At 73.7% G+C, this 19,327-nt stretch carries 15 protein-coding genes; 9 read left to right on the top strand and 6 right to left on the bottom strand.

Features of this window, described 5'->3' with window-relative positions; genetic code table 11:
* Positions 1-28: 28 nt before the first annotated feature.
* Positions 29-1,075: a LacI family DNA-binding transcriptional regulator gene (locus O7607_RS04270; RefSeq protein ID WP_269701125.1), complete on the top strand. Its 1,047-nt coding sequence runs from the start codon at positions 29-31 to the stop codon at positions 1,073-1,075.
* A 22-nt stretch (positions 1,076-1,097) separates the two neighbouring features.
* Here O7607_RS04270 and O7607_RS04265 read toward each other — a convergent pair whose 3' ends face one another.
* Positions 1,098-2,309 carry an acyl-CoA dehydrogenase family protein gene (locus O7607_RS04265; RefSeq protein WP_269701124.1) on the bottom strand — a complete coding sequence of 404 codons (1,212 nt, stop codon included), beginning with the start codon at positions 2,307-2,309 and terminating at the stop codon, positions 1,098-1,100.
* Positions 2,310-3,383 (bottom strand): phosphotransferase family protein, encoded by a 1,074-nt coding sequence (locus O7607_RS04260; protein ID WP_269701123.1) that lies wholly within the window; start codon positions 3,381-3,383, stop codon positions 2,310-2,312.
* A 150-nt stretch (positions 3,384-3,533) separates the two neighbouring features.
* Here O7607_RS04260 and O7607_RS04255 point away from each other — a divergent pair, with 150 nt between their 5' ends.
* Positions 3,534-4,238: an amino acid-binding protein gene (locus O7607_RS04255; protein ID WP_269701122.1), complete on the top strand. Its 705-nt coding sequence runs from the start codon at positions 3,534-3,536 to the stop codon at positions 4,236-4,238.
* Positions 4,239-4,318: 80 nt separating this feature from the next.
* A complete protein-coding gene (locus O7607_RS04250; protein WP_269701119.1) occupies positions 4,319-5,407 on the top strand; it encodes a GNAT family N-acetyltransferase in 1,089 nt (362 codons plus the stop codon).
* A 174-nt stretch (positions 5,408-5,581) separates the two neighbouring features.
* Here O7607_RS04250 and O7607_RS04245 read toward each other — a convergent pair whose 3' ends face one another.
* Complete coding sequence (locus O7607_RS04245; RefSeq protein ID WP_269701117.1) at positions 5,582-7,147, bottom strand: aldehyde dehydrogenase family protein; 1,566 nt, start codon at positions 7,145-7,147, stop codon at positions 5,582-5,584.
* A gap of 426 nt (positions 7,148-7,573) precedes the next feature.
* On the opposite strand from O7607_RS04245, the gene O7607_RS04240 reads away from it, so the two are divergent.
* Together O7607_RS04240 and O7607_RS04235 are read left to right on the top strand one after the other, a co-directional pair.
* Positions 7,574-10,441, top strand: a complete 2,868-nt coding sequence (locus O7607_RS04240) for a glycoside hydrolase family 9 protein (protein ID WP_269701116.1) — start codon at positions 7,574-7,576, stop codon at positions 10,439-10,441.
* A 212-nt stretch (positions 10,442-10,653) separates the two neighbouring features.
* Positions 10,654-13,092: a non-reducing end alpha-L-arabinofuranosidase family hydrolase gene (locus O7607_RS04235; RefSeq protein ID WP_269701114.1), complete on the top strand. Its 2,439-nt coding sequence runs from the start codon at positions 10,654-10,656 to the stop codon at positions 13,090-13,092.
* 62 nt (positions 13,093-13,154) lie between these two features.
* Here the strand turns inward: O7607_RS04235 and O7607_RS04230 are convergent, their stop codons facing one another.
* The 3 genes from O7607_RS04230 to bioB are packed head-to-tail and all read right to left on the bottom strand — an operon-like array spanning position 13,155 to position 14,883.
* A complete protein-coding gene (locus O7607_RS04230) occupies positions 13,155-13,661 on the bottom strand; it encodes a GNAT family N-acetyltransferase (RefSeq protein ID WP_269701112.1) in 507 nt (168 codons plus the stop codon).
* Positions 13,662-13,664: 3 nt separating this feature from the next.
* Positions 13,665-13,880, bottom strand: coding sequence for a biotin synthase auxiliary protein BsaP (gene bsaP / locus O7607_RS04225; protein WP_269701111.1), 216 nt, complete (start codon positions 13,878-13,880; stop codon positions 13,665-13,667).
* A 7-nt stretch (positions 13,881-13,887) separates the two neighbouring features.
* On the bottom strand, positions 13,888-14,883 hold the full coding sequence (gene bioB / locus O7607_RS04220) for a biotin synthase BioB (protein ID WP_269701110.1): 996 nt from the start codon (positions 14,881-14,883) through the stop codon (positions 13,888-13,890).
* Positions 14,884-15,044: 161 nt separating this feature from the next.
* Here bioB and O7607_RS04215 point away from each other — a divergent pair, with 161 nt between their 5' ends.
* Genes O7607_RS04215 through O7607_RS04200 form a run of 4 tightly spaced genes read left to right on the top strand, consistent with a single transcriptional unit; the run spans position 15,045 to position 19,312 of the window.
* The gene (locus tag O7607_RS04215; protein WP_269701109.1) at positions 15,045-16,181 is read left to right on the top strand and encodes an 8-amino-7-oxononanoate synthase; all 1,137 of its coding nucleotides are present in this window, start codon (positions 15,045-15,047) and stop codon (positions 16,179-16,181) included.
* Entirely contained in the window at positions 16,178-16,909 is a 732-nt protein-coding gene (gene bioD / locus O7607_RS04210) for a dethiobiotin synthase (protein ID WP_269701108.1), read from the top strand. The genes O7607_RS04215 and bioD overlap by 4 nt, the downstream gene beginning before the upstream one ends.
* A 46-nt stretch (positions 16,910-16,955) precedes the next feature.
* The gene (locus O7607_RS04205; RefSeq protein WP_269701107.1) at positions 16,956-18,638 is read left to right on the top strand and encodes a sensor histidine kinase; all 1,683 of its coding nucleotides are present in this window, start codon (positions 16,956-16,958) and stop codon (positions 18,636-18,638) included.
* Positions 18,635-19,312 (top strand): response regulator, encoded by a 678-nt coding sequence (locus tag O7607_RS04200; RefSeq protein ID WP_269701106.1) that lies wholly within the window; start codon positions 18,635-18,637, stop codon positions 19,310-19,312. The genes O7607_RS04205 and O7607_RS04200 overlap by 4 nt, the downstream gene beginning before the upstream one ends.
* Positions 19,313-19,327: the final 15 nt, after the last annotated feature.

Below are 19,327 nucleotides of genomic sequence, written 5' to 3'. Positions count from 1 at the left end.
CGCCCGACCGTCGGAGGAGCAACAGACGATGACAACGCAGCGCACCCGCTCGCTCGGGCGTCCGACCCTCGACGCGGTCGCGGCCCGCGCCGGCGTCGGGCGCGGCACGGTCTCCCGCGTGGTCAACGGCTCGCCGCAGGTCAGCCCGGAGGCCCGGGCCGCCGTCCAGCAGGCCATCGCCGAGCTGGGGTACGTGCCGAACCGTGCCGCCCGTGCGCTGGTCACCCAGCGGACCGACTCGGTGGCCCTGGTCGTGTCCGAGTCGGGGGAGCGGGTCTTCACCGAGCCGTTCTTCGCCGCGATCGTGCGGGGCGTCAGCTCCGGGCTGGTGGAGACGCCCATGCAGCTCTGGCTGGCCATGGTGCAGTCGCCGATCGAGCGGGAACGGGTCGAGCACCACCTGACCAACCAGCACGTGGACGGCGTACTCCTGCTGTCGCTGCACGACGCGGACCCGCTGCCCACGCTGCTGGAGGAGCGCGGCCTGCCGACGGTGCTCGGCGGCCGGCCGGCGCGGATGCTGCACCCGAACGCGCAGCCGGCGTGGTTCGTCGACATGGACAACGTCGGCGGCGCGCGGCAGGCGGTGGAGCACCTGTTCCGCCAGGGCCGCCGCCGGGTCGCGACCATCGCGGGCCCGCAGGACATGGGCGCCGGCCTGGCCCGGCTCTCCGGCTACCAGGAGGCCGTGCGCGCGGCCGGCGGCCGGGTCGACCCGGGCCTGATCGCGTACGGGGACTTCAGCGAGGGCAGCGGCACCGCGGCCATGCGCCGGCTGCTCGACGTCTGCCCGGAACTGGACGCGGTGTTCGTCGCCTCCGACCTGATGGCGTTCGGCGCGTTGCGCGCGTTGCGCGAGGCCGGCCGCCGGGTGCCCGAGGACGTGGCGGTGATCGGCTTCGACGACGCCCCGATCGCGCGTCAGGCCGAGCCGCCGCTGACCACCGTGTTCCAGCCGGTGGAGGAGATGGGCCGGCAGATGGCCCGGCTGCTGGTGTCCCGCATCCGCGGCGAGGATGTTCCCTCCCCGCACGTGCTGCTGGACACCGAGCTGATCCACCGGGCCTCCGCCTGACCCACCCCGGCGGGGGCGCCGCTCAGGAATAGCGGCGCAGCTCGCGGCGGGCCAGCGACGCGCGGTGGACCTCGTCGGGACCGTCGGCCAGGCGTAGCGTGCGGGCCGCCGCCCACAGTTCGGCCAGCGGGGTGTCCTGGCTGACCCCGGCCCCGCCGTGCGCCTGGATGGCCTTGTCGATCACCCACTCCGCCATCAGCGGGGTGGCGATCTTGATGGCCTGGATCTCGGTGTGCGCGCCCTTGTTGCCGACGGTGTCCATCAGCCACGCGGTCTTGAGCACCAGCAGGCGGGCCTGCTCGATCCGCACCCGCGACTCGGCGATCCACTCGCGGACCACGCCCTGCTCGGCGAGCGGGCGGCCGAACGCGACCCGGTCGAGCACCCGGCGGCAGAGCAGTTCCAGAGCCCGTTCGGCCATGCCGACCAGGCGCATGCAGTGGTGGATCCGGCCGGGGCCGAGCCGGGCCTGGGCGATGGCGAACCCGGTGCCCTCCTCGCCGACCAGGTTGTCCACCGGCACCCGCACGTCGGTGAAGTCGATCTCGGCGTGCCCGCCGTGCGGGGCGTCGCTGTAGCCGAAGACCCGCATGCCGCGCCGTACCGTCACGCCGGGGGTGTCCCGGGGGACCAGGATCATGCTCTGCTGGCGGTGCCGGTCGGCGTCCGGGTCGGTCTTGCCCATCACGATGAAGATCTCGCAGCGCGGGTCCATCGCCCCGGACGACCACCATTTGCGGCCGTTGACGACGTAGTGGTCGCCGTCGCGGACGATCCGGGTGCCGATGTTCGTCGCGTCGGAGGAGGCCACCTCCGGCTCGGTCATGCAGAACGCGGACCGGATCTCCCCGGCGAGCAGCGGCATGAGCCACTGCTTGCGCTGCGCCTCGGAGCCGAACTCGGCGAGCAGTTCCATGTTGCCGGTGTCCGGCGCGGCGCAGTTGAGCGCCTCCGGCGCCAGGTGCGGGCTGCGCCCGGTCAGCTCGGCCAGCGGCGCGTACTGGAGGTTGGTCAGGCCGGCGCCGTAGCGCGCGTCGGGCAGGAACAGGTTCCACAGCCCGCGCTCCCGCGCCTGCGCCTTCAGCTCCTCCATCACCGGCGGGCGGGCCCACGGGTCGCCGGCGGCGGCCACCTGCTCGTGGTGCACCGGCTCGGCCGGGTACACGCACTCGGTGAGGAACGCCTCCAGCCGCTGCCGCAGCTCGACCGTCCGGTCGTCGTACGCGAACTCCATCTAGTTCTCCCTCACCGCGCGCAACCCGTGTGCCACGAGCGGCGCCACCATGTCGCCGATCCGGTCGAAGCCCTCGCCCAGCGTCTGCCCGAGCGTGTGCCGGTAGTGGATGCCCTCGCAGATCACCGCGAGCTTGAAACAGCCGAGCGCCACGTGCCAGTGCAGCGGGCCGACGTCGACGTCGCTGCGTCCGGCGTACCGCTCGATCAGCTCGGCGCCGGTGGGGAAACCGGCGCGCGGCCCGATGCCGTCGGCGACCGGGTTGCCCTCGCCGTGGTCGCTGTCGCCGAGCACGTCCCAGTACGTCAGCAGCAGCCCGAGGTCGGCCAGCGGGTCGCCGAGCGTGGCCATCTCCCAGTCGAGCACCGCCCGCACCGCCACCGGGTCGACGCCGGCGAGCAGGTTGTCCAGCCGGTAGTCGCCGTGCACGATCCGGCCCGCGTTCGCGCCCTCGGGCACGCTGGCGGCCAGGGTGTCGCGCAGTTCGTCGATGCCGGGCAGGGGCCGGCTGCGGGACCGGTCGAGCTGGCCGGCCCAGCGGCGTACCTGCCGGCCCAGGTAGCCCTCCGGCCGGCCGAAGTCGGCCAGTCCCACCTCGGCCGGCTCGACCCGGTGCAGCGTGGCGAGCGTGTCCATCATCGCCATGGCGAGGTCGTGCCGCTGGGCGGAGGTGAGCGCGTCGGTCTGCTCCCGCCGCCGGTAGACCTCGCCGTCGACCTTGGCCATCAGGTAGAACGGCGCGCCGATGACGCTCTCGTCGGCGCAGAGCAGCAGCGCCTCCGGCACCGGTACGCCGGTCGGCGCGAGCGCCGAGATCACCCGGTGCTCGCGGGCCATGTCGTGCGCGGTGGCCAGCACGTGACCCAGCGGAGGGCGGCGCAGCACGACCTCGCGGTCACCGGCGCGCAGCAGGTAGGTGAGGTTGGACTTGCCGCCGGCGATCAGCCGCGCCGACAGCGGCCCGCTCAGGTCCGGCCGGTGGACGGCCAGATGGGCGGCGAGCCGGTCGAGGTCGAGCCCGCGCGGGGCGGGACCGGTCGAGGGCGCGGCGACATCGGCGGCCGGATCGGTCATCCGATTAGTTGATGGCAGCTCAGCTTTGTTGTCAAGGTCGGGTTTTCCCGGCGGGACATGCCCCTGCAACAGGGGCGAAATGGTCAACCGGCAGGCTGGGCCCCAGCCTGCCGGCCGCTCGGCCGGCCCGCCGAGCGGAGGGGATCAGACATGCTGCTGAGAGTTCGGGTGACCCTGCCGGACCGTCCGGGCACGCTCGGCCAGGTGGCCCGGACACTCGGCGTCTCCGGCGCGGACATCGTGCAGGTGGTGGTGCTGGAACGGCTCGGCGGCCGGGCGGTGGACGACTTCACGGTGGTCTGGCCGGGTGCGGCGCGGGTGGAGCGGATGCTCGCCGGGCTGGCCGCGATCCCCGGCGTCCGGGTGGACGGCGTGTGGCGGGCGATCGGCGCGCCCACCACCACCGGGCAGGACGCCGAACTGCTCGCCCAGGTGGCGGCGAACCCGGTCGACGGGGTGGCCACGCTCGTCGACGCGGTGCCGGGGCTGCTCGCCGCGGACTGGGCGGTGGCCGCCGTCGTACCCCTGGACTGGGCCTCGCGCAGCGGCGAGGCCGGCGTCGCCGCGATCGGCCACGCGAGCTGGCGGGCGCCGTCACCGCCGCGGCTGCCGGAGGTGACCCCGCTGCGGGCGCGCTCCATGACCAGCCCGGAGGGGCACCACTACGCGGTGGCGCCGTTCGGCCGGGCCGGGCTGGTGCTCGTGGTCGCCCGTGACCACAGCGAGCCGCTCGCCGCCGCCGGGTTCCACTCCACCGAGGTGGACCGCCTCGCCCAGCTCGTCCGCGCCAGCGCGGTGATCCTCGGCGACCGGCTGGACCTGGTCGGCACGCCGCCAGTGACCACCGTCACCTGACCGGTCGGCCCGCGTCACCCCGGGGCAACGGGCCCGCAACAGGCGGACGGCATGGTCGGTGCTGAGGAAGGGAGACAACCATGGCGCTGTGGCGGATCCGAGCCACCGTGGACGACCGGCCGGGCTACCTGTCGGTGCTCACGGCGAGCCTCGCGTTGCGCGGGGTCAACATCCTCAGCGTGCAGGTGCACACCACCGAGGCCGGGGCGGTCGACGACTTCCTGGTCGACGCGCCCGAGCAGGTGACCGAGGCGGAGCTGCGGGCCGCCGTGGAGCGGGGCCGGGGCCGGGACTGCTGGGTCGCGCGCAGCGGGGCGCGCGGGCTGGCCGACGAGCCGACCCGGGTGCTCGGGCTCGCCGGGCGGCTGATCCGTGATCCGGAGTCGACCGGCGAGGTGCTGCGCACGCTGCTCGGCGCCGACACGGTGACCTGGCGTCCGACACCCGCCGTCGCGCCGGGCGGGGTGGGCGGCACGACGATGGTGCTCGCCGACCCGGCCGGCGGCGCCCACGAACTGCACCGCCGGGAGCCCAGCTTCACCCCGGCCGAGTACGCCCGCGCGCAGGCCCTGGTCGAGCTGGCGGCGACGCTCGCCCGCCGGGACGCCGACCGGATCACGCTGGTGCTGCCGGACGGCGGCGAGGTCTCGGTGCGGGCCGCGACCGCCGAGGACATCCCCGGCGTACGCGACCTGCATGCCGCCTGCTCGGCGCGCAGCCGGCAGCGGCGCTACCTGAGCGGGGCGGCGGACCCGTCGCCGGCCCGGTTGCGGCGGCTGCTGGAGCCGGCGCGGGGCGTGACACTGCTCGCCACGGCGGGCTCCGGCGGGGCGGCGGAGCCGGTCGTGGCGATGGCGAACCTGCTCGGCGAGGGCGACGAGGCCGAGGCGGCGCTGCTGGTCCGCGACGACTGGCAGCGCCGGGGCCTCGGCTCGGCGCTGCTGCGCCGACTGGTCGGGCACGCCGACCGGGCCGGGTACGCCGCCGTGCTGCTGCACGTGCAGTCCGAGAACACGCCGATGCTGCGGACGCTGCGCCGGCTCGACCGGCCGGTGGCGATGGAACGCGACGGCGGCGTGCTCACCGCGACGCTGCCGCTGGCCGCGCGGCCGGCGGCGGATCCGGTCGTGCGGGCCGAGGTGACGGTGCCGGCGCAGCGGTCGAGTTGAGCTGACGGCCGCCGGCCGGACCACGGAGGTGCGCCGCAACGGCGCGGCACACCCGAGGGGTACGGCCCGGCGGCCGGAACCGGCGCGGTCACGCGCCACAGGGGCCGACCTCCGATACGGGGGACGGTGACACGGCGGGGCTCCCGATGCGGGGGCCCCGCCCGTCTGTGCGGATCAGGTGGCCGGGTAGCTGCTGTAGTCCGGGAAGTTGCCGTAGAGCCGGCCGTCGCCGCCCACGGTGACCGCCTGGACGAGCAGGTCGCCGCCGACGAACGCGCCCTTCCAGGACGCGCCCCGGCCGCCGAACGGCTCGTCCCGGTCGCCCCGGGACCGCGGCTTGTTGATGCCCACCTTGAACGCCTGGAGGTCCACCGCCAGCTTGCCGGCGAGTTCCTCGTCGTCGCACGCGAGGGACGCGACGAGCGCGCCGTTGGAGGCGTTCATCTGGGCCAGCAGCTCGTCGGTGGTGTCCACCACGACGATCGTGTCCACCGGGCCGAACGGCTCGGCGTGCATGAGGCGGGAGCGGCCGGGCGGGGCCAGCAGCACGGCCGGGGCGACGTACGCGGACGTGTCCTGCCCGTCCAGGAACGGCGCGCCGTCGAGCTTGCCGCGGTGCAGCGGCACGGCGCCGCCGCGTACCGCCTCGTCGACCTTGCGCCGCAGCTCGTCGGCCTTCGCCGCGCTGATCAGCGGCCCGAAGTCCAGCTCGGGCAGCGGGTCGCCGGCCGACCAGTCGTCACCGACGGCGAGCGGGTGCCCGAACCGGATCGAGCGGACCACCGGCAGGTACATGTCGAGGAACTCGTCGACCAGGTCGCGCTGGACCACGAACCGGGGGTACGCGGTGCAGCGCTGCTTGCCGTACTCGAAGCCCTTGCGCAGGTGGGCGGCGAGCGAGTCCCACTGGGAGAAGTTCCAGATGCCCCAGGCGTTGAGGCCCTCCTGCTCGATGAAGTGCCGCTTGTCGCAGTCGAGCAGCGCGGCGGCGACCTTGCCGCCGTTGGAGCGCCCGCCGACGAACGCCACCGCGCCGATCTCCGGTGCGCGGACGAGCACCTCGGACAGTTCCTCGCCGCTGCCGGACAGCAGCGTGGCGGGCAGCCCGGCGCGGCGCATCAGCGCGTGCGCGACGGTGAGGCAGACCGCGCCGCCCTGCGACGGCGTCTTGGCGATGACCGCGTTGCCGGCGAGCAACTGCACCAGCTCGGCGTGCACCAGGACGCTCATCGGGTAGTTCCAGGAGGCGATGTTGCTGACCGGGCCGGGCAGCGGCTCCCGCCCGTCGGCGAGCATCCGCTCGATCTCCTGCACGTACCAGCGCACGCCGTCCAGCGCGCGGTCCACGTCGGCGCAGGCCAGCCGCCACGGCTTGCCGATCTCCCAGACCAGCAGCAGGGCGAGCAGGTCGCGGTGCGCGGTGAGCGCGTCGAGCGCGTCGGTGACCCGGGCGATGCGCTCGGCCAGCGGGGTCCGTGCCCACTCCCGGTGCGCGTCGGCGGCGTGGGCGACGGCGGCGCGGGCCGTCTCGGCGTCGAGCCGGGCGAGGTGCACCAGCACGGTGTTGTCCACAGGGGTGCGGACGGGGGAGGGCGTGCCGAGCGCGCGCCAGTCGCCCTGGACGAGGTTGTGCAGCGTGGGAGTGCCGTCGGGGCCGGTGCCGAACGCCTCGGGCGTGGCGGCGACCGCCCGGGCGAGCGTGTCGGACCAGGAGGTGCCTTCGGCGAGTCGTAGAGCCATCGCGATCTCCTCAGTGTCGTCCGGGGAGCGGCGGCATCGATGGCACCGCAGGTGAGGCGTACTGTCCCGCGGGGCCGAACGGCCGGGCAACAGTACGTTCGTATGCCAGGACGGCCGAGCCGCCGCCGGGGCCGTCCGGGGCGCGTCCGCGTCCGCGACCATGCCGCTGAGCTGGGACAGAGCGCGCTCTATATCGACATCAATCGATGGTGTGATCCAGCTCCCGATGGTTACCCGTGAGTACGCCCGGGTGTCCCGGATCAGCGCGCTCTTCCCCTGTGGTGAACGGCGCATTACATTGTCGATTGTCCATGGGAGCGCTCCCGAATCTCTCGTGGACACCCACCACCACCGCCGCGCGGCAGCCGGAGCCCGAACCCGTCCCCGCTCCGGCTGCCGCCCCGGCGCCAGCCACAGGAGCTCGCCATGCCCCGTCCGATCCCGCCGCCCGCAGGCCGGTCCCGGCTGCGCCGGCTGTTCGCCGCCGGCGCCGCGCTGGCCGTCGGCGTGGCCACGGCCGTCGCCGCCCCGCCACCCGCGTCCGCCGCCCCGCAGGCCGCGGCCACGTTCAACTACGCCGAGGCGCTGCAGAAGTCACTGTTCTTCTACGAGGCGCAGCAGTCGGGCCGCAAACCCTCCTGGAACCGGGTCTCCTGGCGCGGCGACTCCGCGCTGACCGACGGCGCCGATGTCGGCGTCGACCTCACCGGCGGCTGGTACGACGCCGGCGACCACGTGAAGTTCGGCTTCCCGATGGCGTTCAGCGCCACCATGCTGGCGTGGGGCGCGGTCGAGTACCGCGACGGGTACGTCGCCTCCGGCCAGCTCACCCACCTGCTGAACAACCTGCGCTTCGTCAACGACTACTTCGTCAAGGCGCACCCCGCCCCGAACGTCCTCTACGGACAGGTCGGCAAGGGCGACGACGACCACAAGTGGTGGGGTCCGGCCGAGGTGATGCCGATGGCGCGGCCCGCGTACAAGATCGACGCGAGCTGTGGCGGCGCGGACCTGGCGGGGGAGACGGCGGCCGCGATGGCCGCCTCGTCGATGGTGTTCCGGCCCACCGACGCGACCTACGCGGACAAGCTGCTCGGCCACGCCAAGCAGCTCTACACGTTCGCCGACACGGTGCGGAAGAGCTACCACGAGTGCATCACCGACGCGACGAGCTTCTACAAGTCGTGGAGCGGCTACCAGGACGAGCTGGTCTGGGGCGCGATCTGGCTGTACCGGGCCACCGGCGACGCCACCTACCTGGCGAAGGCCGAGAGCGAGTACGACAAGCTCGGCACCGAACCGCAGTCCACCACCCGCTCCTACAAGTGGACCATCGCCTGGGACAACAAGCAGTTCGGCGCGTACGTGCTGCTGGCCAACCTGACCGGCAAGCAGAAGTACGCCGACGACGCCAACCGGTGGCTGGACTACTGGACCGTGGGCGTCAACGGCCAGCGGGTGCCGTACTCGCCGGGCGGGATGGCGGTGCTCGACTCCTGGGGCGCGCTGCGGTACGCCTCCAACACCGCGTTCGCCGCGCTCGTCTACAGCGACAAGACCACCGACACCACGCGCAAGACGCGCTACCACGACTTCGCCGTCCGGCAGATCAACTACGCGCTCGGCGACAACCCGCGCAACTCCAGCTACCAGATCGGCTTCGGCGCCAACTCGCCGCGCAACCCGCACCACCGCACCGCGCACGGCTCCTGGTGGGACAGCCAGACCGTACCCACCGAGACCCGGCACGTGCTCTACGGCGCGCTCGTCGGCGGCCCGTCCTCGGCGAACGACGCGTACACCGACAGCCGGTCGGACTACGTGATGAACGAGGTGGCGACCGACTACAACGCCGGCTTCACCTCCGCGCTGGCCCGGCTCGCCAACGAGTACGGCGGCAGCCCGCGCGCCGGCTTCCCGTCCGCCGAGACGCCCGACATGGACGAGCTGACGGTGGAGACCACAGTGATGCAGGCCGAGCCGCGCGCCACCGGGCTCAAGGCGATCATCTACAACAAGTCGGCGTTCCCGGCCCGGGCACTGACCACCGGTAAGTTCCGGTACTTCTTCCGGCCCGACGGCACCGGACCGGTCACCGTCACGCCCGGCTACACCCAGGGCTGCCCGTCGCCGTCGGCCGCGAAGCAGTTCTCCGGCGACATCTGGTACGTCGAGGTCGACTGCACCGGCTACACCATCGCGCCCGCCGGTCAGTCGCAGCACCGGATGGAGGTCCAGTTCAAGATCGGGGTGCCGGAGGGCGGCACCTGGGACCCGACGAACGACCCGTCGTACCAGGCCACCGCCGGGCCCAACCCCAAGGTGCCGCTCTACTCCGGCGGCGTGCGCGTCTGGGGCGAGGAGCCCGGACCGGCCACACCGGACACCACCGCGCCCTCGGTGCCCGGCACGCCCGTCGCGTCCGCCGTCACGTCCAGCGGGCTCACGCTGAGCTGGGCCGCGTCCACCGACACCGGCGGCAGCGGCCTGGCCGGGTACGAGGTGACCCGTGCCTCGGCCGGCGCCGACCCGGTCGTCACCGCCTCCACCGGGGCGACCCTGGCCGTGACCGGGCTGACGCCGGAGCGGACGTACCAGTTCACCGTGCGGGCCCTCGACGGCGCCGGCAACAGGTCCGCGTCGTCGGCGGCGGTCAGCGTCACCACGCCGGCCGGCCCGGCGCCGGACACCACAGCGCCGACCGCGCCCGGCACGCCCACCGCCTCGGCGGTCGGCGCGACCGGACTGACCCTGACCTGGGGTCCGGCCACCGACGCGGTGGGCGTCACCGGCTACCGCGTCTACCGGGGCGGGAACGTCCTGGTCGGCTCGTCCACCGGCACCACGCTGGCGGTGACCGGGCTGACCGCCTCCACCACGTACACGTTCACTGTGGTGGCGGTGGACGCGGCCGGAAACGTCTCGCCCGCCTCGCCCGGCGTCACGGTGACCACCACCGCGCCGCCTGCCGGCGGCGCCTGTGCGGTGACCTGGACGGCGAACTCCTGGGACACCGGGTTCACCGCGAACGTCACAGTCGCCAACACCGGCACCACGGCGATCAACGGCTGGACGCTGGCGTTCACCTTCGGCAACGCCGGGCAGAAGGTCGGGCAGGCCTGGTCGGCGAACGTGACCCAGACCGGCACGGCGGTGACCGCGTCGAACCTGTCCTACAACGGGGCGCTGGCACCGGGGGCGTCGACGAGCTTCGGCTTCAACGGCACCCACACCGGCGCCAACCCGAGGCCGACGGGCTTCACGCTCAACGGGGCCGCCTGCACGGTCTCCTGACCGTCGAGGTGGCGTGGCGTGGCCGGTGCCGCACCCCGGGTGACCGGTCACGCCACACCCCGTCCCGCGCGGCCAAAACGTTCCGAAACTTTTCCGAAACACCATTGTCCCCGTCGATGCGCGATGGAAGCATCGACGGAGCTAGATCCCCTATCGAGACGTCCAGTCGTCCCGCCCCGACGGCCTGGGTGTTGGCCAGTAAGGAGGCCAAGATGGCAATGAGCCCATCAGTTCATCGCGGCGGGAGTCGGCGACGGCGATCGCCCGTGGTCAGAGCGTTGCTCGCCGGCGCGGTCAGCGCCGTGACGGTGGCCGCCGTCGCGGTCATGATGCCGTCGGCGAACGCCGCCGCGAGCACGCTGGGCGCGGCCGCCGCGCAGTCGGGCCGGTACTTCGGCACGGCCATCGCGGCGGGCCGGCTGAACGACTCCACGTACAGCACCATCGCGGCGCGTGAGTTCAACATGATCACGGCCGAGAACGAGATGAAGCCGGACGCGACGCAGCCCCAGCGGGGCCAGTTCAACTTCAACTCGGGCGACCAGATCTACAACTGGGCCACGCAGCGCGGGCTGAAGGTCCGTGGTCACACGCTGGCGTGGCACGCGCAGCAGCCGGGTTGGATGCAGAGCCTCAGCGGCAGCAACCTGCGTCAGGCGATGATCGACCACATCAACGGCGTGATGGCCCACTACCGGGGCAAGCTGGCCGCGTGGGACGTGGTGAACGAGGCGTTCAACGAGGACGGCAGCCGCCGCAGCTCGAACCTGCAGGGCACCGGTAACGACTGGATCGAGGTGGCGTTCCGCACCGCGCGGGCGGCCGACCCGTCGACGAAGCTCTGCTACAACGACTACAACATCGAGAACTGGTCGTACGGCAAGACGCAGGGTGTGTACAACATGATCCGGGACTTCAAGTCCCGTGGTGTGCCGATCGACTGCGTCGGGTTGCAGACCCACTTCACCGGCGGCAGCTCGCTGCCGAGCAACTTCCAGACCACGCTGCAGAACTTCGCCGCCCTCGGCGTCGACGTCGCGCTGACCGAGGTCGACGTCACCAACTCCTCGACCAGCCAGTACGCGGGTCTGACCCAGGCGTGCATCAACGTGCCGCGCTGCATCGGCATCACCGTATGGGGCGTGCGTGACAGCGACTCGTGGCGCTCCAACGAGAACCCGCTGCTGTTCGACGGCAGCGGCAACAAGAAGGCCGCGTACACCTCGGTCCTCAACGCGCTCAACGCGGCCGCCCCGACCTCCGGGCCGACCACGACCCCGACCACGGGACCGCCGCCCAGCGGTGGCGCCGGCCAGATCGTCGGCGTGCAGTCGGGCCGGTGCATCGACGTGCCGAACTCCTCGCAGAGCAACGGCACGCGGGTGCAGCTCTACGACTGCAACAACCAGTCGAACCAGCGGTGGACGTACACCTCCAGCAAGCAGCTGATGGTCTACGGCACCAAGTGCCTCGACGCGAACGGCGCGGCCACCGGCAACGGCACCGGCATCATCATCTACGACTGCAACGGCCAGTCGAACCAGCAGTGGAACATCAACTCCAACGGCACCATCAGCGGTGTGCAGTCCGGCCGCTGCCTCGACGTCTGGGGCACCGGCAACGGCCAGCAGGTCCAGCTGTACGACTGCCACGGGCAGACCAACCAGCAGTGGCGGACCAACTTCGGTGGCGGTACCTCGCCGACCACACCGCCGCCGGCCACCACCACGCCCCCGCCGGGCGGCTGTTCGCTCCCGTCGACCTACCGGTGGTCGTCTACCGGCGCGCTGGCCAACCCGCAGAACGGCTGGGTTTCGCTCAAGGACTTCACGAACGTGGTCTACAACGGCAAGCACCTGGTCTACGGGTCGTACGTCAACAGCAGCGGCCAGTACAGCTCGATGAACTTCACCCCGTTCACGAACTGGTCCGACATGGCCTCGGCCGGCCAGAACGGAATGAGCCAGGGCACCGTGGCGCCCACCCTGCTGTACTTCGCGCCGAAGAACATCTGGGTGCTGGCGTACCAGTGGGGACCGACCTCGTTCAGCTACAAGACGTCGAGCGACCCGACGAACGCCAACGGCTGGTCCTCGGCGCAGACGCTGTCCACCGCCACCCTGCCGGACGCCCCGTACGGCGTCATCGACCAGACCCTGATCGGTGACGACCAGAACATGTACCTGTTCTTCGCCGGGGACAACGGCAAGATCTACCGGTCGAGCATGCCGCTCGGGAACTTCCCGGGCAGCTTCGGCTCGAGCTACACGACGATCATGACCGACTCGACGAACAACCTGTTCGAGGGCGTCGAGGTCTACAAGGTGGCCGGCCAGAACCAGTACCTCATGATCGTCGAGGCGATCGGGAGCCAGGGACGATACTTCCGGTCGTTCACGTCCAACAGCCTGAACGGCTCGTGGACCCCGCAGGCCGCCACGGAGAGCAACCCCTTCGCCGGCAAGGCCAACAGCGGCGCGACGTGGACCAACGACATCAGCCACGGTGACCTGGTCCGCACCAACCCCGACCAGACCAAGACCATCGACCCCTGCAACCTGCAGTTCCTGTACCAGGGCAAGAACCCCAGTGCGGGAGGCGACTACAACCTGCTGCCGTGGCGGCCGGGTGTGCTGACCCTCCAGCGCTGACCGTCACACCGTTCGAACAGAGCGTGCCCGGCACCCGTGCGGTGCCGGGCACGCCCGTCCGTTCAGCCGGCCAGGTCCTCGGCGAGCAGGTCCATCAGCAGCGCGTCGTGCCAGCGCCCGTCCGCCCCGCGCTCGTAGCGCCGCATGATGCCCACCGGGCGGAACCCCACCTTCGCGTACGCCCGGATCGCCGCCGTGTTCGCCGCCGCCGGGTCGATGGTGAACCGGTGGTGGCCGTACTCGTCGATCAGGTGCCGGACCAGGGTGCGGATCGCGTCGCCGCCCAGCCCCGAGCCGCGTACCGCCGGGTCGAGGAAGACGTCCAGGCTGGCGTGGCGGTAGTCGGGGTCGGTTTCCGCGTACCACTGGATCGCGCCGACCAGCTTGCCGTCGTGCTCGACCGCGTAGATCGTCACCGCGTCGTCGGCCAGGTCGGCGCGGACCGACTCGGCCAGGTCGTCACCGCCGCGCCACCAGCGGCGCACCTCGGGGGTGGCCCGGATCGCGGCCAGGGCGGGCACGTCGGCGTCGGTCACCGGCCGCAACGTCACCGCCCGCCCCCGCAACACGCCTCAGCCCCGCCGCTCGCCGTGCTCGACGCAGACCGCCGACCAGCCGGCCGGTACGACCTGCACCTTCATCCGCCGCCGGCAGGACGCGCACCAACGCGGTGGCTCCCACGCCCGGGCCGCCTCGCACGCCGGGTGCGGCCCGGCCGCCACCGACTCGCCGCACCTGTCGCACCAGAGCGCGACGGGGGCGGCCGTGGCGGGGGAGGATTCGGTCACCGCTGCCTCACAGGGTCGCCGAGAGCGCCTTCACCGGCATCTTCAGGTCCTCCAGCAGCTTCAGGTCGGCGTTGGCCGGGCGACCCAGCGTGGTCAGGTAGTTGCCGACGATCACCGCGTTGATGCCGCCGAGCAGGCCGTCGCGGGTGCCCAGGTCACCGAGGGTCAGCTCGCGGCCGCCCGCGTACCGCAGGATGGTGCGCGGCATGGCCAGCCGGAACGCGGCGATGGCGCGCAGCGCGTCCTTGCCCTCCACCACCGGGCGGTCACCCAGCGGCGTGCCCGGGCGCGGGTTGAGGAAGTTCAGCGGCACCTCGTGCGGGTCCAGCTCGGCGAGCTGGGCGGCGAACTCGGCGCGCTGCTCGACCGTCTCGCCGAGGCCGAGGATGCCGCCGCAGCAGACCTCCATGCCGGACTCGCGGACCATCCGCAGCGTCTCCCAGCGCTCCTCCCACGAGTGCGTGGTGACCACGTTCGGGAAGTAGGAGCGGCAGGTCTCCAGGTTGTGGTTGTAGCGGTGCACGCCCATCTCGACCAGCTCGTCGACCTGCTCCTGGGTGAGCATGCCGAGCGAGGCGGCGACCTGGATGTCGACTTCGGCGCGGATGGCGGCGACGCCCTCGCGCATCTGCTTCATCAGCCGGGCGTCCGGGCCACGCACGGCGGCCACGATGCAGAACTCGGTCGCCCCGGTCGCGGCGGTCTGCTTCGCGGCCTCGACCAGCGCCGGGATGTCCAGCCAGACCGAGCGCACCGGCGAGGTGAACAGGCCGGACTGCGAGCAGAAGTGGCAGTCCTCCGGGCAGCCGCCGGTCTTCAGCGAGACGATGCCCTCGACCTCGACCTCCGGACCGCACCAGCGCATCCGGACCTCGTGGGCGAGCTGGAGTGCGGCGGGCAGGTGCTCGTCGGGAAGGTTCAGCACCGCGAGGATGCCGGCCTCGTCGAGGCCGACGCCGTTGCCCAGCACCCGCTCGCGGGCCTGGTCGAGGATCTCTGGCATGGCTCGTAACCTAACAGGCCACCGTGAGCGCGGGAAACCGCCGCCACGGGCCCTCCGGCGAGCCGGGACCGCGCCACGCCGGGGCCCTCGGCGCGGGTGGTAACTTCGCCCCGCGGAAGCGCCCGGCGGGGGGCGGGAAGTCGGCGGGAGGGGACGGCACGGTGGCGGACTGGCTGGCGGCCCTGGACCGCCGCGCCGAGCTGCGGGCCCGGGCGGGGCTGACCCGCACGCTGCGCCCCCGGACCGCCGACGACGCCGTGGTCGACCTGGCCGGCAACGACTACCTCGGCCTGGCCACCCACCCCGAGGTCACCGCCGCCGCAGCGACGGCCCTGTCCGCGTACGGGCTGGGTGCCACCGGGTCGCGCCTGGTGCGCGGGTCCACCGACGCCCACCACGCGCTCGAGGACGACCTGGCCGACTGGCTCGGCGTCGACCGGGCGCTCGTCTTCTCCTCCGGCTACCTGGCCAACCTCGCCGCCGTCCGGGGACTGACGCAGCCGCGTACGCTGCTCGTCTCCGACGCCCACAACCACGCCTCGCTGATCGACGGCTGCCGGATCTCCGGCGCCGAGACGCTCGTGACGCCGCACGCGGACGTGGCGGCGGTGGCTGCGGCGCTGGCCGCCGCGCCGGGCCGCCCGGCGGTGGTGGTGACCGAGTCGGTCTTCTCCGTCGACGGTGACCTGGCCCCGCTCGCGGAGCTGCACGCGGTGGCCCGCCGCCACGGCGCGCTGCTGCTCGTCGACGACGCGCACGCGCTCGGCGTCACCGGCCCGGCCGGGGCCGGCGGGGTCGCCGCCGCCGGGCTGGCCGGCGCACCCGACGTGGTGGTCACCGCGACGCTGTCCAAGGCGCTCGGCGGGGCCGGTGGCGTGGTCGCCGGGCCGGCCGAGTTCGTCCGCCACCTGGTGGAGACCGGCCGCACGTTCATCTTCGACACCGCGCCGCCGCCCGCCGTGGTGGCCGGGGTCCGCGCCGCGGTGCGCCTGGCCCGCGCCGGTGACGCGCTGCGCGCAGAGCTGGCCGACCGGGTCGCGGCGGCGGTGCGCCGGCTCGGCGCGGCCGGGCTGTCCGTGTCCGCCCCGGACGGCGCCGTGATTTCGGTGACCGCGCCCGGCCCGCAAGAGGCGACCGCCTGGGCCGCCGCCTGCCGGGACCGGGGCGTGGCGGTCGGCTGCTTCCGTCCGCCGTCCACGCCGGACAGCCGGTCCCGGCTGCGGCTCACCGTCAGCGCCGGGGTGGATCGGGCCGACTTCGACCGGGCCCTGGACGTGATCGTGGAGTGTGCGCCATGAGCCTCGGCGACGCCTGGACCGGGCCGGTGCTGGTGACCGGCACCGACACCGAGGTCGGCAAGACAGTGGTGACCGCCGCCGTCGCCGCCGCCGCGCAGGCGGCCGGCCTGCGGGTCGCCGTGGTCAAGCCCGGCCAGACGGGTACGGCGACAGGCGAGCCCGGCGACGTCGACTCGGTGACCCGGCTGGCCGCCCCGCTGACCGGCCGGACGTTGGCCAGCTTCCCCGATCCGCTGGCCCCGCTGGCCGCGGCCCGGGTGGCGGAGCTGCCGCCGCTGGAGCTGTACAACGCGGTCGACGCGATCCGCGAGGAGGCGGACAAGCACGACCTGGTGCTCGTCGAGGGCGCGGGCGGGCTGCTCGTACCGATGGGGTTGCGCCCGTCCGGCGAGCCGTGGACGGTGGCCGACCTGGCGGTGTCGCTCGGCGCGCCCGCGGTGGTGGTGGCGCGGGCCGGGCTCGGCACGCTCAACCACACCGCGCTGACGCTGGAGGCGCTGGAACGACGGGCCGTCCCGGCCGGTGTGGTGATCGGCGCCTGGCCGACCGAACCGGAACTGGTGCACTGGCTCAACCTGTCCGAGCTGCTGCCGAACCTGCTCGGCGCGGTGCCGGCCGGTGCGGGCGGGATGGACCCGGGCGTGTTCCGCCGGTCCGCGCCCGGCTGGCTCACCCCTGCCCTGTACGGCGTGCTCGACGACTGGCGGGCCTGGGCCGAGGAGACCTGACTTTCGTCGGTGCCCGGCCCGGCCGGGCGTGGGTAGCGTGACCGCCGTGGAACCCCGCGAACGACAACGCCGGGCCGGTGACCTGCTGCTCTGGGCCGTGCTCGCGGCGCCGGTGGCGTACGGCCGGCTCACCCCGCCGCAGATCGGCGAGCTGCCGCCGCTGGCCGCCGCGCTGGCGCTGCTCGGCACGGCGGTGTGGATCGGGCGCCGGTGGCCGCTGGTCGCGGTGCTCGCGGTGGTGGCGGGCTCGCTCGTCGACGGCAACGTCGTGTTCGCCATCCCGGTCTTCGGCTACCTCGCCGGGCGGCGCAGCGACCGGGCCGCACCGGCCGCTGCCGTCTTCGCCGCCATCGCGGTCACCGGCTCGGTGCTCAACCTGGGGCTGCTCGGCACCGAGCCGTCCACCTGGTTCCTGCTCGCCTCGGTGCTGCTGTTCGCCGGGGTGTTCCCCTGGCTGCTGGGCCGGCTGCGGCGGCAGCACCGCGCGCTCGCCGACGCCGGACTGAGGCACGCGCAGGCGCAGCGCCGGGCCGAGGCCGAGCGGGTACGCCTGCGCGAGCGGGCCCGTATCGCGCAGGACATGCACGACTCGCTCGGCCACGATCTGAGCCTCATCGCGCTGCGGGCGGGTGCGCTGGAACTGGCGCCGGACCTGTCCCCGGCGCACCGGGCGGCGGCCGGTGAGCTGCGGGCCAGCGTCGCCGCCGCCACCGAACGCCTGCACGACGTGATCGGCGTGCTGCGCGAGGAACGCACGTTGCGGCCGCCGGGGGAGACGGTCGCCGACGTGGTCGACGGCGCGCGCGACGCCGGGATGACCGTCGACCTGCGCGCCGACGAGGCGGACCTGCCGCCGCTGCCCGCGCACGCGGTGCACCGGGTGGTCCGGGAAGCGCTCACCAACGCCGCCCGCTACGCCCCGGGGGCCCCGGTCACCGTCGCTGTGGCACGCGACGCCGGCGTGGTGACTGTCGCGGTGGTGAACGCGCCGCCGCCGGCCGGTCCGCTGCCCGGGCCGCCGTCGCACGGCTCCGGGTTGCTGGCGCTGCGCGAGCGGGTACGCCTCGCCGGCGGCGTGCTGGACGCCGGCCCGTGCGACGGCGGCTGGGCGGTCACCGCACACGTCCCGCTGGACGGGCCGGACGCCGGGCTGCTCGCCACCGGCCCGCTCGACGGGGCGCCTGTACCGCCCGGCCGCGCGGACGCCGGTTCACCGGTCGCCGGCCCGATCCGAGCCTCGGGGACGCCGGCCCTCGCCGACGCCGGTCCGCCGGTCACCGGCCCGGCTGACGGTTCCGGGGCGACCGCCCCGCGACCCGGCGACGACCTCGCGGAGATCGACCCGCTCGACGCCGGACGCGCCGGCGTACCCGGCCGGGACGGACACGGGGACGCGGCCCGGCGGCTGCGGGAGGCCCGGCGGCGGGTGCGGCGAAGTCTGCTCGTGGCGATCGGAGCGCCCGCCGGGCTGGCCCTGGTGCTGGCGCTCGTCTACTACCCGCTCGCCACCGCCGGCGCGGTGCTGGACCGGGCCGGCTACGAACGGCTGCGCCTCGGTGAGCCGCGTGACGCGCTCGGGCTGCCCCGCCGCCAGGCCGACCCGCCCGCGACCGGCGCGGTGCCGGGCTGCGAGTTCTACACCGACGGCAACTTCCCGTTCGCCCAGGCGACCTGGCGGCTCTGCTTCGCCGACGGGCGGCTGGTCAGCAAGGAGCGGATCGAACAATGAGCAACGACCACGACCGCCCACTGCGAGTGGTGCTCGCCGACGACGAGGCACTGGTCCGGGCCGGGGTCCGGGCGATCCTGGCCGCCGACTCCGGCATCGAGGTGGTCGGTGAGGCGGGCGACGGCCTGGCCGCGGTCGAGATGGTCCGCGCGCACCGGCCCCGGGTGGCGCTGCTGGACATCCGGATGCCCCGCTGCGACGGGCTCAGCGCCGCCGCGCAGATCCGCCGGCTGGTGCCGGAGACGGCGGCGGTCATGCTCACCACGTTCGGCGACGACGACCTGATCGCCCGCGCGCTCGGCCACGGCGCCGCCGGGTTCCTGCTCAAGTCCGGTGATCCGCGCGAACTGCTGGCGGGGGTGCGTGCGGTGGCCGACGGCGGGGCGTACCTGTCGCCCCGGGTCGCGCGCCGGGTGATCGAGCTGAGCGGCGGCCGGCTCGCCCGTGGCCCGTACGCGAGGGACCGGCTGGCCGGGCTGACCGATCGGGAACGCGACGTGCTGGCGCTGGTCGGCGCGGGACTGTCGAACGCCGAGATCGCCCGCCGGCTGCACCTGGTCGAGGGCACCGTGAAGAGCTACCTGACGAGCATCTTCACCCGGCTGGACGTGCGCAACCGGGTGCAGGCGGCGATCCTCGCGTACGAGGCGGGGCTGGTCCCGCCCACCGGCTGACCAGCCCCGCCCCGC

The sequence above is a fragment of the Micromonospora sp. WMMA1949 genome (assembly GCF_027460145.1).
Lineage (GTDB): Bacteria > Actinomycetota > Actinomycetes > Mycobacteriales > Micromonosporaceae > Micromonospora.
The sequence above is the reverse complement of the archived record's forward strand: the minus strand, read 5'-3'. Positions and strand labels throughout refer to the sequence as shown.

What these genes read in the sequence shown, in the direction of transcription:
- O7607_RS04255 (WP_269701122.1), top strand. Translation starts at nt 3,534, where the DNA reads ATGCTGCTGAGAGTTCGGGTGACCCTGCCGGACCGTCCGGGCACGCTC.
- O7607_RS04260 (WP_269701123.1), bottom strand. Translation starts at nt 3,383, where the DNA reads ATGACCGATCCGGCCGCCGATGTCGCCGCGCCCTCGACCGGTCCCGCC.
- O7607_RS04240 (WP_269701116.1), top strand. Translation starts at nt 7,574, where the DNA reads ATGCCCCGTCCGATCCCGCCGCCCGCAGGCCGGTCCCGGCTGCGCCGG.
- bioB (WP_269701110.1), bottom strand. Translation starts at nt 14,883, where the DNA reads ATGCCAGAGATCCTCGACCAGGCCCGCGAGCGGGTGCTGGGCAACGGC.
- O7607_RS04235 (WP_269701114.1), top strand. Translation starts at nt 10,654, where the DNA reads ATGGCAATGAGCCCATCAGTTCATCGCGGCGGGAGTCGGCGACGGCGA.
- O7607_RS04245 (WP_269701117.1), bottom strand. Translation starts at nt 7,147, where the DNA reads ATGGCTCTACGACTCGCCGAAGGCACCTCCTGGTCCGACACGCTCGCC.
- O7607_RS04270 (WP_269701125.1), top strand. Translation starts at nt 29, where the DNA reads ATGACAACGCAGCGCACCCGCTCGCTCGGGCGTCCGACCCTCGACGCG.
- O7607_RS04265 (WP_269701124.1), bottom strand. Translation starts at nt 2,309, where the DNA reads ATGGAGTTCGCGTACGACGACCGGACGGTCGAGCTGCGGCAGCGGCTG.
- bioD (WP_269701108.1), top strand. Translation starts at nt 16,178, where the DNA reads ATGAGCCTCGGCGACGCCTGGACCGGGCCGGTGCTGGTGACCGGCACC.
- O7607_RS04200 (WP_269701106.1), top strand. Translation starts at nt 18,635, where the DNA reads ATGAGCAACGACCACGACCGCCCACTGCGAGTGGTGCTCGCCGACGAC.
- O7607_RS04250 (WP_269701119.1), top strand. Translation starts at nt 4,319, where the DNA reads ATGGCGCTGTGGCGGATCCGAGCCACCGTGGACGACCGGCCGGGCTAC.